This window comes from Chryseobacterium rhizosphaerae (assembly GCF_003385455.1).
Taxonomy (GTDB): Bacteria; Bacteroidota; Bacteroidia; order Flavobacteriales; family Weeksellaceae; genus Chryseobacterium; species Chryseobacterium rhizosphaerae.
In genome coordinates this window covers 23,708-40,486 of record NZ_QNUF01000017.1, presented here as the reverse complement: position 1 = coordinate 40,486, position 16,779 = coordinate 23,708, and the positions used below count along the sequence as shown (strand labels likewise).

Sequence of the window (16,779 nt, the reverse complement as noted above, 5' to 3'; positions counted from 1 at the left end):
CAAATATAAAATAATTTGGAATGATGGCTAACAGTTATTGGTTTTATACCATAATGCTGAGAGTTAGAAATGCTTTTTGCACAGGTGTGTGAATAAAATAGCTATATTTGACGAATTAAAAATGCTGCAAATAAACATTATTAGACGTGTCATCAGGTTACTATATACAATGGATTTGACTTTCATAAAATAATGAAAAGGAAATTTTGAAATAGGATATTTTTATCGATTATGATAACAACTTTTTTACAAAAAATGATCTGTTCATTTTTAATTCTTTGTTCTACTCTTTATCAATCTCAGACATTAACTGTTCAAGGTATTGCTAAAGATTCTCTAGGAAGAATGGGAATGGCAATTAGTGTTAATGATACTTTAAGAAAGTTTCGAGATAAGGCATTTAAAGATAAAAACTGGGATGGGTACGATCAACTGGTTAATAATAAAGTTTTTTCCACCTATCCAGATTCTGCTGGAAATTATTCTATAACCGCAAAACCTACAGATACACTCTATTTTTATAAAAGAAAATATATTACCCAGAAATATAAGGTGGCAGATATTATAAAACATAATATTAAGGTATTTTTAAAACCTATGCCATGCGTTTCTATTAATAAGTGTAATCAGGAAACCCCATCTAAGCTATATATTTTCGTGGGAAAAAAAATGAAGGTTACGACTGTTGATACTTCTAAATATTGCGAGGACATAGTGGATAGTGAATATAAGGGTGAATATAAAATAGAACAGGAATTGGGAGATCATTATCCTAGTTCGGAGATTACATTTAATGCTTTTGATCATATTAGTAAGTTTGAATATGATTTTAGGAATTATGATAATGTATTAACTTTTATCGGAGAATACTGTGGTGATTTAATCCAAATGAAATATCAGTTTTTTCCAGTATATAAAACTGTAGATGGAAGATGGGCAACTCCGGTTGATACTTATATGGAAGGGTATTATAAATCTGAAAACAATCAACCAACTGCCATAACTTTTGATCAATCGATTTATTTTAATCTGCCAGGTACTGGTTCTGGTTCTGATGAACAAATTACTCAACTAAAACAATTCAAGTTTCCTGAAAAGTATTATAGAATTGAAAATGGAAAAGTAATTCCAATTGCAGGAAGATATGTTGAAGACTCAGTTAAACTTTGGAAAGCAACCTACCGGCAAAAATAAGACCACCAATTTGGTGGTCTTATTTTTAGTTATGATATAGTTAAATTAGCATTTCTCCAATACAATCGCTGCATTACATCCTCCAAATCCTGAAGCTGTTTTCAAAATATATTGAATGGTTGCAGTCTGATTTTCTTTGATAATATTCAAGGGTTGGGATATTCCCATTTCTTCAAAATTCTTAGACGGAAGTAATGTATGGTGGCGGGCACTCTCCATTGAAATAATGCTTTCCAGCAATCCGGAAGCTCCAAGACAATGTCCGTAATATCCTTTCATACTGTTTAGCGGAGCATTTTGAAGTTCCATCCTGTTGAATGCAATAGCTTCCATTTCATCATTGTACAGGGTAGCTGTTCCATGAGCCGAAATAAAATCAATATGGTCTGAAGAAACCTTTGCTTCTGCCATGGCATTTCTGATACTTGCATACAGACCGTCTCCGGTTCTTGAAGGTCCTGAAATATGATTGGCATCATTCACCGCGGAGTCTCCTGCCACTTTAAATCTGAATTTCTCAGTTTCAGAGGGAGAAGAGGTAATATATACCGAAGCTCCGGCTTCTCCGATATTGATTCCGTTCCGGTTTTTGTCATAAGGCTTGCAAGCTTCTGTACCAATGGCCTGGAAAGAATTAAAACCTGAAATCACAAATTCTGTAATTTCATCTCCTGCGATCACAAAGGCATCCTTATATTGTCCTGCCTGAATCATATTTTTGGCAACAGCGATAGCCATTACTCCGGATACACAAGCGTTGGAAACAACAATAGGCTTGGCTTTAAACCCAAAAAAATCTGCAATTTTCTGTGCTAACACAGCAAGGTAAGCACCTTCGGGTAAAACAGTCTGATTTTTTAATAAACTCACATTTCCTTTTGTAGTGGAAAGGATAAGTGCCGTGTCTGCTGTGACAGGATGGCTCTCTATCAAAGGTTTCAAGCTTAGAAGGATCATCTTCTCCAGCCTTGTGAAACTTTGATTTTCAAAGTTTTTACTGAATTCTTCGTTCAGTTTTTCAGAATCAATCATAGAGGCGTAAACAGCTTCCTGATTTTCTGTAATTTTATGTAGTGCTACTCCTGATTTCCCTTCTAACAGTGAACTCCAGTTGGAATTTACATTAAATCCAAGGGGAGTAACGCAATTATAATCTGTAATAAAAATTTCCTTCATCATGATAATCCCATTTTATCTTTCCAGGTTTGAAAAAACTCAGGATTGTAAAGACATAAATTTCCTTCGCTGTCCAGAAATACCTGGATAGTTTCTCCACTGCAAACCAATTTATCTTCCTGGTTGAAAAGCTCATACCTGTAGATCAGCTTGGCTGAAACCGTATTGATAAATGTAGTGACAATTCTGAAGGTTTCACCATATTTTAAAGGAAGAAAATGCTCACAGGTACTTTTTACAATAGGTGTTACAAATCCTGCTTTCTGAATATCAAGATACGTAAGACCATGCTGACGGCCAAAAGCCTCTCTGCCATCTTCAAAATAAACAATATAATGACCGTGCCAGACAATTCCCAGTGGATCCGTCTCATTGAACCGTACTCTTACTTCTTCAGTACAGGTTAATATGTTTTCTTTAGACTGCATTTTTGTTTTCTTCCTATATTTTTTTGTTTTTGTGGGGTAAGGAAACTCCTGGCTTAAACATTATGGAGTTTTCTTTCATAAAAAATGGATATGGATATGGTGACAAGGTAAAATACAAATAAAAATATTAATTCTTTAGCAATTCCCCCAATTCCGCTGTTCCTTAAGATAATGTCATAATAAGCATTCAGTCCCCAGTTCATAGGAGAGAACTTGGCTACGGTCTGCATGAATTCAGGCATTAAAAATACAGGAACCCATATTCCTCCGATAGCGGCCAACACAACAACCGAAGTGGCTCCAAAAGGTGCCGACTGCTCCTGGGTATCCGCTATGGTGCCCAGCAAAACGCCAAATCCAATGGCTGCAAGCCCTGAAAACAAGGTTACCGTAATAAGCTGAAACATTTTTCCAGAAACATCAAATGCCGGAAGATCCATATAAGGGAAAAGATATATTCCTACTGCTACCATCAGTAAAAACTGGATGATGCAAATGATAAGATAGGTAAATGTTTTTCCTAAAATATGAACGAAATAGGGAGTTGGGCTTATTCTTGCCCGCACGCTGGTTCCCTGGCTCTTTTCTTTTACCAGATTGATAGAGAGCGGAACAACGATGAAAAAGATGGCAAAAAGAGCCCATGCAGGAACATTATGCTGAACGGAATTCGGCATCACATCCATTTTTCCTTTCTTGGGTGTAATCTCTTTAAAGCTGATCAGGTTTTTATTCTCACTGAGATTCTCTGTTGTTCCCAGCTGATCCTGGAATGCTTTATAAATCTTTTTATTCTCGATTTCAAAAACCATCTTATTGACAGAATTCATAACCGAATTTTTGAACCCGGCATTGGTAGCAGGATCAAAGTATAAGTGAATTTCTTTTGTTTTTGAATCCGTTTTTTTGACTGCTGCAGTATCCGTTTCCAATCCAAAGGAACTTACAATGGTCTGAACTTTTGAATCAATATTGGCATTGAGGTCTTTAGTCAGATCTTCAGGAATGACAATAGCCATCTGATACTCTCCGGAGAAGACTGCTTTCTGAGCCGATTTTTCGTTGAAATTGGTCAGTAGTTGGAATGTTTTGCTGTTTTCCAGCTCACCTTTTATACTCTTGGAAACCTCTGACTGATCATTGTCAATAAAAATAATAGGGATTTTTGAGCCTTCAAGATTTTTAAAGGTGGAATCCTGAATCAGGGTAATGGTAACAATTAAAAGCAAAGGCATCACAAAAATGATGACTATTCCTCCGATATCTCTTTTCAGGAGAAGAATTTCCTTAATAAAACTCCTCCACAGTTTATACAACAACATCTCTTAATTCTTTTCCGGTTAATGAAATGAAAACATCCTCCAGGTTTTCGGCGTGAGCAATTTGGGAAACCAGTTCTTCCGGGGTTCCTACTGCATGAATCTTTCCTTTATCAATGATGGCAATTTTCGTACAGAATTCTTCGGCCTCTGAAAGGTGATGTGAAGTATAAATGATACAAGTCCCATTTTTATTCAGTTCCTGAAGAAAATCAATAATCACTTTTTTGGATTGAACATCAACTCCTACCGTAGGTTCATCCAAAAATAAAACTTTCGGGTTATGAAGTGTTCCTGCGATGAGGTTACAACGGCGTTTCATTCCTCCGGAAAACTGCCCTACCTGTTTATCGGCAAATTTTGAAAGCCCCATAATTTCCAGAGATTCATCAATGGTTTGGGTGAGCTGCTTATGTTTTAAACCATACAGGCTTCCGAAGAACATGAGATTTTCTCTTGCTGTCAGAGTGGGATAAAGTGCATATTCCTGAGGGACAATACCAATGATCTGTCTGATGGTAGAGTTATCCTTCTGAGGAGATAATCCGTTGATCAGAAATTTCCCGGAAGTAGGCTTGATGAGCCCCGAGAGCATGGAGATCAAAGTGGTCTTCCCCGCTCCATTAGGTCCAAGAATTCCATAGATTTCATTTTTGCCAATATTCAAAGAGATATCATTGACAGAAAATTCATCGGAATTTTTGTATTTTTTATATAAATTTTTAACCTCAATCATATTCTCTGCCATATCAGATTGCTTTTCTCAGTTTTTTATAGAAAGCTTCTTCCAGATCTGCAATATGAAGCATCGTTTTTGAAAGCTCGTTGTAGATATTGCTTTTTGAATTTCTGTTTTTATACACTCTGGCAATGTCTACGGCAAAGTCTCTCCAAAGGTCACCAATCGCTGTAATTTCCTGCGATAGTTCTTTCAACTGGTCATTTTTGAGGATTACTGCTGCTTCCTGAAGAAAGGCTCCATAAATAAATCTGAAACCACCTCCGCCGGTTCCTATTTCTTCCTGCATTCTGATCAGTTGCCCCAGATAATGGTTGGTTACCTTCGTTCCTTTCTTTTCTGCCCATTTAGGGATACTTTTGGCTACCCATCTCATGGCTTTTACTCCAATAAGCGGTACCGGTGCCAGCATATTTTTACAGGTATCCTTAATTCCTTTTTTTATCGCTTCTTCAAGATTGATATTTTCAGGAACATAAATAGGGTAGTACATATGTCCTTTTGGGGGAAGGGCTCCCTTTGCATATCTTACTTTTTCCAGTTCGGCTTCAGAAAGTGAAGTGACATAATCCATGACAGGATCACTGATCAGGAATTTTCCGTCTTCTTTACCATATACCACAAGGTTGTGGGCATTGAAGTGGAATTTATATTCTTCAGGGAAATAAGTAAGATTGAAGACTCCTACCTGTAGTCCTGTAGGGATATTTTGCTCAAGATTTTTTTCCAGTGCTTTTTGAGCATCCTGAGGATTGGAGAATTTTTCTCTCTTGATTTTAATTCCCAATCTTTTGGCTGCTTTGCTGAAAATAGCACCAGGCATCGGACGATAGCTGAAGCCAGGCGCAAAATTCACCTTTAAAAAGGGAAGGTACACGAAAAATAATCCGGAACCTATTCCGAAGATCATCGGTTCACTTAGTTTCAGTCCTTTATTAAGCAATAGATTAGAAGCAACACCGTTTTCGCAATGCGCAGTCTGATGGTGTTCAAAGTTTAATTTCATTTGTAGCTTTTATCTTTTTCATTGGTTCAATGGAATTCTGCATAGACTGCTTCCATTTATTTCCCATCGAAGTTTTTTAATTCATCCACTGAAATTCCAAATGCGTCAGCATATTTTTTCAGTGCAGTTTCGCTTAGTGTTGTAAATATTCTGGGCTTAAAATGTCTTTTTACCCTCCATTGCCACATGCCTACATATGAGGCAAGTACTCCAAGATCCATTTTATTCAGTTCCATAAAATAAACGATGGGACTTACGGTATTATTGGCAACGTTTTGCCTGGCTTCCTCAATTCTTTCATAAATGAGTTCCATAGATTCATCCAAAGCAGCTTTCTTTGCATCCCAGCCTGTGCTGTTTGCCGTAGTATAATTGTTGTTTTCATCCGTTACATACAGAACTTCTGTCATATTCGCGGATTTCAGATTACTTTCGTCTTGGGGCAGATCTTGTTTTTTCATCTAAATAATATTATTTTTTAGATTCCAGATGAAAAATGGTTCACCTGTTTTGATTTTTTTAATCAGTTGGCTAAAATAGTGAAAATACATTATATGTAAATCATATTAAATTTTGAGGAGTTATTGTCTTGAAAGATAGGGTGTATGGGTGAATAGATGGGTGTTGTTTATCAGGTTGGATCGAGTCTGTTTTAGCCTTACTGCTTTATTAGATCTACATACCAGTATTTTATTTTTAATCGAAAATAATACCACCTTATCCAACCATAGAGTGCTATTATTTGCTTTGTAATGGATTTGCTGTAACAAGTGTATTATATAGTAAGACTAATGTTTTTGAGAAATTTGATTATAAAAATTAATTATTAAATACCAACTATGAAGAAATTTTTTATTTCTGTTTCGCTTTTCTGCATGTTAAGTGCGATGGCGCAGAAATTCGAAACACAAAAGCTTACGGATGCTCAAGGGTATACCTATGAAACGGTAAAGAATGATCAGGCCGGTGTAAGAGTATATACTTTGAAAAACGGACTGAAGGTGTATCTTGCAAAAAATGAAGATGCTCCGAGAATTCAAACCTATATTCCTGTAAGAACAGGATCCAATAATGATCCAAGTGATAATACGGGATTGGCCCACTACCTTGAACATATGGTTTTCAAAGGTACATCCAATCTTGGAACTCAGGATTGGGTAAAAGAAAAGGCTTTGCTACAGCAAATCTCTGATCTTTACGAGCAGCATAAAGCTGAAAAAGATCCTGCGAAAAAGAAAGAACTTTACAAAAAGATAGATGAGGTATCCCAGGAGGCTTCAAAATATGCTATTGCCAATGAATATGACAAGGCGATCTCTTCACTGGGAGCAACAGGTACCAATGCCCATACCTGGCTGGATGAAACTGTTTATAAAAACAATATCCCATCCAACGAACTGGAAAAATGGCTGAGAGTAGAAAAAGAGCGTTTTTCAGAATTGGTGTTGCGTCTGTTCCATACAGAACTTGAGGCCGTGTATGAAGAATACAACAGAGCTCAGGATAATGACGGACGTCTTGTGAACTATGCTTTAATGGAAGCCCTTTTCCCTAAACATCCGAACGGACAGCAGACAACGATCGGAACTTCAGAACACCTGAAGAGCCCTTCAATGGTTGCAATTCATAAGTATTTTGATACCTACTATGTTCCTAATAATATGGCTGTAGTATTGGTGGGAGATATTGATTTTGACAAAACTATAAAATTAGTTGATCAATATTTTGGTGCTTTCAAATACAAAGATCTTCCGATGAAAAAAATGGTAACGGAAGAGCCTATGACAAAAGTGGTTTCCAGAACTGTAAAAAGCCCGTCTACCCAAAGAATGACCATGGCATGGAGAACAGATTCTTACGGAAGCCAGGAAGCCAGACTTGCAGACGTTGTTGCAGAAATCTTAAGCAACAATGGTGATGCGGGATTAATTGACCTTAATATCAATCAGAAGCAAAAGACTCTTGGAGCAGGGGCTTATGAATCACCATTCAAAATGTATGGTCTGTTTGCACTGAGTGTTACTCCTAAAGAAGGACAAAGCTTTGATGAAGCTAAAAAGTTGTTGCTTGATCAGCTTGATCTTGTGAAAAAGGGACAATTCCCCGACTGGATATTCAAAGCTATTGTAAATGATAAGAAAGTTCAGCGTATGAAAGGCTGGGAAACAGCAGACGGATTAGCTACAGAGCTTTACGGTTCTTATATTAAAGGAAGAACATGGGAGCAGGAGCTGGATGAGATCAATGAGTATGAGAAGATCACAAAAGCAGATGTGGTTAAGTTTGCTAATGAATTTTTTAAAGATAATTACGTAGTCGTTTATAAAGAAAAAGGAGTCAACGATAAGCTTGTACGGGTAGAAAACCCGGGGATTACTCCCATTAAACTGAACAGAGAAGTTCAGTCTCCTTTTCTTAAAGGTATTTTAAATACAAAAGTAGCCGAAATCAAGCCTGAGTTTATTGATTATAAAGCAGCGATTCAAACCTCACAAGTCAAAGATAAGACGGTAAGCTTTGTGAAAAATAAGTATAATGAAATTGCTCAGGTAAGTTATGTTTTCCCTTTCGGAACGGATAATGATAAAGAACTTTCTATCGCAGGAACTGTTTTTGGTTATCTTGGTACAGATAAATATACTCCCGAGCAGTTAAAAGAAGAATTCTATAAATTAGGAATCAGTAACAGTATAAGAACTTCCAATGATCAGATGATCGTTACTCTGACCGGTCTTGAAAGCAATATGAAGAAAGGAGTAGAGCTGATGAATCACTGGATGACGAATGTAAAAGCAGATAAAGCAATATACAGTCAGACTGTGAAAACGATCCTGGAGGAAAGAGCCGTAGGAAAGAAAGATAAAGGGAGAATCATGGCCGCTCTTTCGAATTATGCCAAGTATGGTAAGGATTCAAGAATGACAGATATTGTTTCCAAAGATCGTCTTGAGGGTATAGATGTTACAGAACTGATGAAAAAAATTAAAACGTTGAATCAGTATCCTTATCAGATATTCCTTTACGGGCAGGATCAGGCAGGTCTGGAGAAAGCGGTGAAGCCGTATGTCGTTAATACAAGTCTTCAGCCTGCAAAAGCTAAAGAATATACGGAACCAGCTACAACAGGAAAAGTGTATTTCACCAATTACGATATGGTTCAGATGGAGATGGCTAAAGTAGCAAAAGGAAGTACGGTAAACCTTAGCAACTTTGGAAAATCAAATGTCTTTAATGAATACTTCGGAAGAGGTCTTTCTTCAATTGTTTTCCAGGAGATCAGAGAAAGTAAATCTTTAGCCTATTCAGCCTATGTTTCTTATGGTAATGCATCAGAAAAAGGACATGCAAATTATATTACCAATTATATCGGAACACAGTCTAATAAGCTTCCTTTGGCTGTAAGTGCAATGAACGATCTGATGGCAGAATTGCCACAAATCCCGGCACAGTTTGATAATGCAAGAGGTTCTGCCCTGAAGCAGATTGCTTCTAACAGAGTAAACAGAACGAATATCTTCTTTAGCCAGCTTGCGCTGAAAAAATTAGGTATTGATTATGATATCAGAAAAGATACTTATGCAGAAATCCAGGGGCTGACATTGCCTCAGCTTACAGGATTCTACAATACAGAAGTGAAACCTGTACAGTATAATACAGCGATCATCGGTAAGAAGGAGAACCTGAATATGGAATCGATCAACAAAATGGGTGAATTCCAGGAAGTGTCTCTTGAGGAGATCTTTGGGTACTAATCTTTTTGGATTGATATAATAAAAAGGTGAGGCAGGAATGTCTCACCTTTTTTATTGTTCATATGAGTATGTTTGTGATGATGCAGGTTTCACGGATTTATATAATGTTTCACGTGAAATACATCAGTGTGATATTTTTTTTATCAAAGCCTGGGTTGGTTTTTTTTACGATGTAATTATTTGAATTATATTGTTTTATGGTTTTGTTCTGGAGAAGGTGTTATCTTTTTAACTCTGTATTTTTCAGATTTTATTGGCAATTTTATTACGTTGTAAACAAAATATATCACCAGTTGAGCGGTTGAAATCGGAATCGGAACGGAGACCTGGCAGGCTATGAAAGAAAATAAGTATTTTACTACTGTAAAAAACAAAAGCTGTACGTTGCGGTACAGCTTTTTGTTTTTATTTTGAATTGATTATTACGATTTGACCTCCTGAATAAAAAGGCTGATATCAGCTCTGATTAATAATTCATCATGATTGAAAGTTTCACAGAAGATATGGCAAATGTTTTCAAACTGAGAAACAAGCGAGGCTCTTGAAATAATTTTATCCCCTACTTTTGGAAGGGCAAAAACTTCAATTTTTTTGATATTGGTAATAAAGCCGATCACTTTTGTATCTGCTTCAGGGTTTTCGAAAAAACTTTGTCCAAGGATGGAAGAACAGGTTTGCGCCAGATTTTCAATAAGCCCGGCTTCAACGAATTCATTGTTATGAACAAAGATATTCTCTTCTTTTATTTCAAAGGAAGTCACAACTTTTTCTTTGGTTAATTCCAAGATATGATCAGCCATCAACATCGGTTCACGATGAGGCAGAAAGTTGTGTATATTGATCATTTGGTCTTCCCTGATTTCCATTAGACTTATTTTACAGCAGTTTTCATTTGAGATTTTGCTATCACATCACCATTTAATCTGGTAACGATATCTACAAGTGTTACTCCCATTACTTCATTAAGAATGGTAACTTCTGAGATAAGACGATCTCCGGTTTTAGGCAGTACCTCCGCTTCAAAGGATTTTATAGCTCCAATATATCCTGTAGGAGCTTCTTTCCCTAGCAGGAAATATTTATAACCTGTGTGTAATGCAACACTTTGTGCCTGATGTTCTATCATACCTGAAGCCTGAAAAACTCCGTTCTGAACAAAGATGTTGTCTTCTTTTATTTCAAATCCGGAAATCAGATGGTTTTCAGAGTATTCTGTAAGCTCATATACCATCACAAAAGGGAATCTTTGTGGAATAAGGCTTTCTACAAAATCTTTGTCGGATGTTGGCAGTCTGTTCTCCATTAGCAAACAGTTAATAAGGCACAAGAATAGGCAAATCTTCCACTTTCAGGAACGCAAAGAAGTACTTTCTCTCCTTTTTTCAGTTTGCCGGAATTCATGATTTCTTCCAAGGCAATGAAAATAGAACCTGCTCCAATATTTCCGACATCGGAAAGGTTGTAGAACCATTTTTCCCAAGGGAAATCCATTCCTTTTTTCGCGAACTCATCTTTTAAGCCTTCTTTAAAATAACCTGAAGAAATATGGGCCAAAACATGGTCTATTTTTTCAGGATCTAAATTATGTTTGTCAAAAGAAGATCTTAAACTTTCTGCTCCTTTTACCAGAATATATTTATCCAGGATTTTAGTATCTTGTTTCAATGCAAAGATAGATTGCTTTAACCACTCGTCAGATGAATAATCTGCCCATGATTTTAAACTTCCGTCTTCCTGTTTTTCGCATCCTGCATACATACATGCTTCAATTTCATGAGCGTAGGAGTAGAAGTCGATGAAATCTATTTTTAAAGAGATCTGGTTTTCTCTGGGTTTATTTTCTAACAGGAAAGAACCTGCCCCATCAGAAAGCATCCATCTTAGGAACTCTCTTTTGAATGCGATGATAGGTCTTTCTTCCAATAATTTTAAATTTTCAGCTTCATGGTTGAATTTATCAGCAGTCATCCATGCAGACATTCTCTCAGAACCCGCACATACAGCACTTTGGTGTATACCGGCTTTTACAGAAAGGAATCCGTAGTTAAGGGCATTCATCCCGGAATTACAAAGACCTGTAGCGGTATTAATCTCAATAGATTTTCCGATATTCAGCTCGCCATGAACCATAGAAGCGTGTGAAGGCTGCATTTGGTCCGGAGAAGTAGTTCCCACAGATAATAATTTCATATCTTCCTTTTTGAAATTTTCATCAAAAAGCCCTTCGATTGCCTTTGCTGTAATCTGCGCATTGGAGTGCGTAGGATTCCCTTCTTTATCTAAAGCGTAGTATCTTGTTGTGATTTTGTTATTTCTTAAAATAAGTGTTCTTGCTTTAGAAGGCGCATCATTGATCAGACCGAGATAGGTCTCCATTTCATCATTCGATACCGGCTCATTGGGTAAGTATGTTGATGCTTTTGTTATAAATACGTCGTACATTCTATTTTAAATTAATTCCTTGTAAATATCTTTTTTGCTTTTGTCTTTTAAACCAAAATATAGGGGTTGTAAGCAGGTGTAAGACCAAAACGATTGGTGAGATAATCCATATCGCTGCCATCAAATATACCTTAAAGAATTTTATCAGCAATGGGCGTTTCTCTTTTTTCTTTATAATCAGATTAGACCATACGGTGAAAATTTTATTTCCTACCTTTTCTACCCGTACCAGAAACGGACGGATTTCAATGGCTCCGTTTTTTACCAGATCCGGTTGTAAATTCACCAGATCATTATCTTTAAAGTGATTTTTGATGATCTCTCCATATTTTACAGACCCTGTAATCTCTTCCTCAGAAATGCCGGCTGCGGGAAGAATTCCCGACTTTTCTTTCTGGCCTGTTGTCAGCCATCGTAAGATAGTCAATACGCTGGTATAATTATCATGTCTGTCCACCAGAGCTATATTTCCAACGAGTTTTGCTTTTAAGTCTTTTAAATAGACCTTAAGTTTCTCCTGGGAAAGCATCCACATATTTCTTGTTCCGGAAATGGTCACCACAGGGGTATCCCTAAGAATCTTCTCTGCATACCCACTTTTAAGGAATGAAATAATAGGAATAGAAGGCGTTAAATACCATACCTGATATCCGAATAGGATGAGGTCGTATTTTGTATTCAGTACTTCTTCCGATGGAGGGAGTATTTCTTTAGGGATCTGAAGATAAGACTCCGGGAAGGTATTGAAAAAAACATCACCTGGCCAGGGGAAAGGAAAATCTTCCTTCAGCTTAATATTATAATAGGTAATATGATATTCTTCCTTCTGAGCTTCAAAAGGCCTGGCAATATTTCTCACAATATCCTCCAGTTGGCCGGTTTGTGAATAATATATTACAAGTATGTTTTTTTTCATTACTATTTTTTAACGTTTACAAAAATATGTTTTTCATATTTATTATTCAGCTTTAAATACTTTTAATGAGTCAGAGCTGAATTTTAATGTGTAATTTTCGTTTTTAAATGAGGTATTATTTATATTAACAAAAATGATAATCTCCGGAAGGACCTGGATGTTATTCAGTGAAAATCCTTCATCAGAAATAAGCAGTACATCCATCTTTTTATTAACTTCCGCAAGATCCTGTATATAGTGAAGCTTCCTGTTTTTCACCAGATAAGATTGGGCGGCAACTTCTCTTTTTTCCTTGTTTTTAATGAATGAGAAGACTTTTCTGCTTGCCTGATAAAGTACCAGTAAAGCATCTTTTTGCCCAAAATCATTTGCTATATGCAGAATGTTGGCATCTTTAGAAATGTGGTTGTTGAGTTCAAAATAAACAGATTTATAGGTGTTGAAATCTTTTTTTACCTCTTGTACTACATCGGTGTCTTTATATAAGTAGCTTAGGAGTAATTTCTTTTTAAAATAATTCTCATCTTCAAGTTCTTCTCTAAGCTTGGCAAATTCGTTCCTGAAGTAAGCATTGATCTTTTTTGTTCTTTCGGAATAGGTAGTTCCGAAGCTTGTATCGTCTTTGCTAATTCTGTTTCCTACCTTTACAGTAATGCTTCCGTCATAAATAATGAAATCTCCTTTCGGTAGTACCTCAGAATTTCCGTGAATATAAAGGGGTAGGATATCTAAGCCAAACTGCTCGGCAAGATAGAAAGCTCCTTTGTGGAATCTTTTGACATCATGGGTATAAGAACGTTCTGCTTCAGGAAAAACGACAAGGGAATACCCCTGATTAACCTTTTCTTTCAGTTTTTCCATTCCATTTTCAATACCCTGGGAAACGGGATAGAAACCTAATGCTTTTACCAGCTTTCCAAATACAGGAGATTCATATACCCAATCATTGACCAGGTAAATAATTTTGTGAGTAGCCATAGCAATAGCCAGGGTATCTAAAAAAGAAGTGTGATTGGCAATGATCACTGCCGGTTTACTGAAATCTTCAGAGGTATTTCTGATGACTTTTTTCCTGACAAAAGGATTTGAATAAAGTACCGATGTTAAAAACCGGGCTAAGATCAGTTTTATAATATCTAAGGTTTTCCCCTTAGCATTTTTTACGAAAAAACTTCCGAAAGCTGAAAATAACAGTCCTCCCAATCCATAATATAAAAATGATAAAAATGAATTAAGGAATAATCTGAATGTAATTGGAGAAAGTCCCTTTTTGGTTCTATTGGTAATTAAGAGCCTGAACCAGAACGGATATAACGTGGAGGTAATGATAATCACAGAGAACATCCCGATTAAAGCAACCAATGCTAAAGAATGTAATGCCGGATGTTTGGCAAAAATCAGGGATCCAATAGAAAGTATCGTAGTGAACACAGCCAGAATAATTGATGTTCTGTAAGTTGGAAGTTCATTTTTCCCTGTAGTATGCTCTTTTTGCATAGCCTGTGTGAGGAAGATACTAAAATCATCACCTACCCCGAAGACCAGGGTACATACCACTGTACTGAATATATTGAGTTCCAGACCTAGAAAATAAAGGATTCCAGCAGTAACAATTCCAGTTAAAACAATCGGAAACATGGTAAGAACGGTCAGTTCAAAATTTCTGAAGAAAACAATAATGGTTAAAACGATCGCTAAAAGAGAATAGTTGATTAAAGTACTGAAGTCCCTTTTTAACAGACCAAGAAAATTTTCGTTCATTTGCTGACGGTCAATGGCGAGAGCATCGTGTTTCTTTTCAATATCTTTAATGAAAGCATCTCTTTTGTTTTCGTCTACCTTTACAACATTTGAGACGGTGTAAAAACCGTTTTCGTTGCTTAAGAATTCTGAAATCTGTAATGCTTTTACACTTTCATAGTCTTTCAATCTTAAAACCGAATATTTTTTATGTAAAACCTCATTGAAATTATCAAAAGCTGAACTGTTGAATCCAAATTTGTTTCCATTGCTGATCAGTTCAGAAATGGTGTTGTTCTTTTTATCAGTATCCCAGAAACGTTCCCATTCGGCCAATTTCTTTTGTTGATCTTTTTCAGAAAGGACAATGTTACCAATTGAATTGTAGCTTAAAATTTTCCCTTCTTTCTTCTCTTTTTCAAGGAATTGATTCAACTTTGAATTTCTGGCCAATGCTTCTTCTTCGGAGTTTCCGTATGAGATTGTGTAGATCGACTTTGAAGTGATATCAGAAAGCTTTTGAAGTTTCGCTTCACTTATTTTCAGTTCTTTCGGGATATAATTCAAATCACCGATATCTTCATTGAAGCCTACATGTCTGAAGCCAAATAAACAGGCCAGAATAATTAAAGAGCAACCAATAATCAAGGGTTTGTTTTTTTCATACGGATATGAACCAATTCGGTCTATAAAATTTGTATTGTGTTTTTCCGATGCTTTTTTAGGCTTATAAAGCTGAGGTACGATGATCAATGCACTGATGGAAGATAAAATAACGGTGATGGCAGCAAAAAGCCCCAAATCTTTTAATGCTTCAGAGCGTACAAAAACCAGACATAAAAAAGAAACGGCAGTGGTTGCACTACTAAGAATGATGGGTTGTGTAATCTCCTTATATAGCTCTTCAATATTATTATTGTGTTTATAATGAGTGAGGATATGCAGGGCATAATCAATGGTAATACCAATAAGAATAGCCCCTACACTTAATGAAATGGCTGAGATTTTATCCTTGATAAAATATAATATTAATAGAGCGAGTAGCACAGAAAATACTGTGGGTAGAAAAACAATAATAGGGGTAAAGACATTTCTGAAATAATAAATCAGCAGGACCAGAAGTACCGTCATTGAAATGATGACCGTATTCTGAATATCTTTTTTGATTTGCTGGGCATTGGCCACAGCAATGACCGGAGATCCGAAATAACTGATTTCAGTTTTGCCTTTGAACTGTTTATTAATAGCTTCCCTTATCGTATTAAGTTGATTCACAAAAGCTTCGTTGCCTTTGGTGTCATTGCTTTTATTCCTGGGATCAATAAACAGTAAGAGGTTCTTACCATCTTTGGTAACGATATAGCTGTCTTCAAGTTTGAAATCTTTACTGATGTTTAAGGCATTCAGTTTTTTGATTCCCAAAAAAGTAAGTCCCAAAGGATCTTTTTTGATAAATTCTTTGGTAACAAGACTTGTAGGAGAGACCAATGATATATAATTGTTCTCCACCTGCCGGGCAATACTGTCTTTCTGAAGTTTTTGTCCTATTTCCTTATAATCATTCTCATTCAGAAACAGAGGGAGGTTCTGATTGACAAAATCAAATGTTTCCGAAATTTCATTGTCATTTACTTTGCCCTGAACCGAACCAATGTATTTTTGTAAAGGTTCAATTTTCTGTAAAAAGGTATCTGCTGTTTCAGAAAGCTGAAAGCTGTCTTCACCGGATTTATTTTCTATAATAACAATAATCTTATCTGAAAAGTTAAGTTGCTTAAGAACTTTTGCCGTAAGATCAGATTTTTCATTTTTAGGAATAATCTGATTGATGTCTTCTTCAAAGTTGATTTTTGAAGCGAAAAAAATACACAAAGCCGCGATTCCTAATGCACTCAATACAGCAATAGTTTTGTTTTTAGAAATCAGATAATATAAAAATATGAAAAAACGATGCATTACAATTAAAAGTCAAGTCTGCAAATTTAAATTTTTAAGTATTAGTTCAAAATAATTGAGGGATAAGTTTTGTCTGAAAATCAATAAAATATTCTAGGCAGAATGAAAAAA

13 protein-coding genes are annotated in these 16,779 nt (G+C 36.1%); 2 read left to right on the top strand and 11 right to left on the bottom strand.

Going from position 1 to position 16,779, the window contains the following annotated elements:
* Positions 1–255: 255 nt before the first annotated feature.
* A complete protein-coding gene (locus DRF57_RS14520) occupies positions 256–1,194 on the top strand; it encodes a hypothetical protein (protein WP_146894365.1) in 939 nt (312 codons plus the stop codon).
* A gap of 45 nt (positions 1,195–1,239) precedes the next feature.
* Here DRF57_RS14520 and DRF57_RS14515 read toward each other — a convergent pair whose 3' ends face one another.
* The 6 genes from DRF57_RS14515 to DRF57_RS14490 are packed head-to-tail and all read right to left on the bottom strand — an operon-like array spanning position 1,240 to position 6,323.
* Positions 1,240–2,373: a beta-ketoacyl synthase N-terminal-like domain-containing protein gene (locus DRF57_RS14515; protein WP_115919281.1), complete on the bottom strand. Its 1,134-nt coding sequence runs from the start codon at positions 2,371–2,373 to the stop codon at positions 1,240–1,242.
* Complete coding sequence (locus DRF57_RS14510) at positions 2,370–2,798, bottom strand: acyl-CoA thioesterase (RefSeq protein WP_047492471.1); 429 nt, start codon at positions 2,796–2,798, stop codon at positions 2,370–2,372. Before DRF57_RS14510 ends, DRF57_RS14515 begins: the two co-directional genes overlap by 4 nt.
* A gap of 53 nt (positions 2,799–2,851) precedes the next feature.
* Positions 2,852–4,120 carry an ABC transporter permease gene (locus DRF57_RS14505; RefSeq protein ID WP_115919279.1) on the bottom strand — a complete coding sequence of 423 codons (1,269 nt, stop codon included), beginning with the start codon at positions 4,118–4,120 and terminating at the stop codon, positions 2,852–2,854.
* Positions 4,107–4,865, bottom strand: a complete 759-nt coding sequence (locus DRF57_RS14500; RefSeq protein WP_047492478.1) for an ABC transporter ATP-binding protein — start codon at positions 4,863–4,865, stop codon at positions 4,107–4,109. Before DRF57_RS14500 ends, DRF57_RS14505 begins: the two co-directional genes overlap by 14 nt.
* 1 nt (position 4,866) lies before the next feature.
* Positions 4,867–5,862 (bottom strand): BtrH N-terminal domain-containing protein, encoded by a 996-nt coding sequence (locus DRF57_RS14495; RefSeq protein WP_047492484.1) that lies wholly within the window; start codon positions 5,860–5,862, stop codon positions 4,867–4,869.
* A 56-nt stretch (positions 5,863–5,918) separates the two neighbouring features.
* Positions 5,919–6,323 carry a hypothetical protein gene (locus DRF57_RS14490; protein ID WP_047492487.1) on the bottom strand — a complete coding sequence of 135 codons (405 nt, stop codon included), beginning with the start codon at positions 6,321–6,323 and terminating at the stop codon, positions 5,919–5,921.
* 378 nt (positions 6,324–6,701) lie between these two features.
* Between DRF57_RS14490 and DRF57_RS14485 the strand changes: the two genes are divergently transcribed.
* Entirely contained in the window at positions 6,702–9,614 is a 2,913-nt protein-coding gene (locus DRF57_RS14485) for a M16 family metallopeptidase (RefSeq protein WP_115919277.1), read from the top strand.
* 422 nt (positions 9,615–10,036) lie between these two features.
* Here the strand turns inward: DRF57_RS14485 and DRF57_RS14480 are convergent, their stop codons facing one another.
* Genes DRF57_RS14480 through DRF57_RS14460 form a run of 5 tightly spaced genes read right to left on the bottom strand, consistent with a single transcriptional unit; the run spans position 10,037 to position 16,608 of the window.
* Positions 10,037–10,480, bottom strand: a complete 444-nt coding sequence (locus tag DRF57_RS14480) for an ABC transporter permease (RefSeq protein WP_047492491.1) — start codon at positions 10,478–10,480, stop codon at positions 10,037–10,039.
* A gap of 5 nt (positions 10,481–10,485) precedes the next feature.
* Positions 10,486–10,917, bottom strand: a complete 432-nt coding sequence (locus DRF57_RS14475; RefSeq protein WP_047492494.1) for a hypothetical protein — start codon at positions 10,915–10,917, stop codon at positions 10,486–10,488.
* Positions 10,917–12,056, bottom strand: a complete 1,140-nt coding sequence (locus DRF57_RS14470) for a beta-ketoacyl-ACP synthase III (RefSeq protein WP_115919275.1) — start codon at positions 12,054–12,056, stop codon at positions 10,917–10,919. The genes DRF57_RS14475 and DRF57_RS14470 overlap by 1 nt, the downstream gene beginning before the upstream one ends.
* A 1-nt stretch (position 12,057) precedes the next feature.
* Positions 12,058–12,972 carry a hypothetical protein gene (locus DRF57_RS14465; protein ID WP_084087121.1) on the bottom strand — a complete coding sequence of 305 codons (915 nt, stop codon included), beginning with the start codon at positions 12,970–12,972 and terminating at the stop codon, positions 12,058–12,060.
* Positions 12,973–13,014: 42 nt separating this feature from the next.
* Positions 13,015–16,608, bottom strand: a complete 3,594-nt coding sequence (locus tag DRF57_RS14460) for an MMPL family transporter (protein WP_228450392.1) — start codon at positions 16,606–16,608, stop codon at positions 13,015–13,017.
* Between the last annotated feature and the right edge of the window lie 171 nt (positions 16,609–16,779).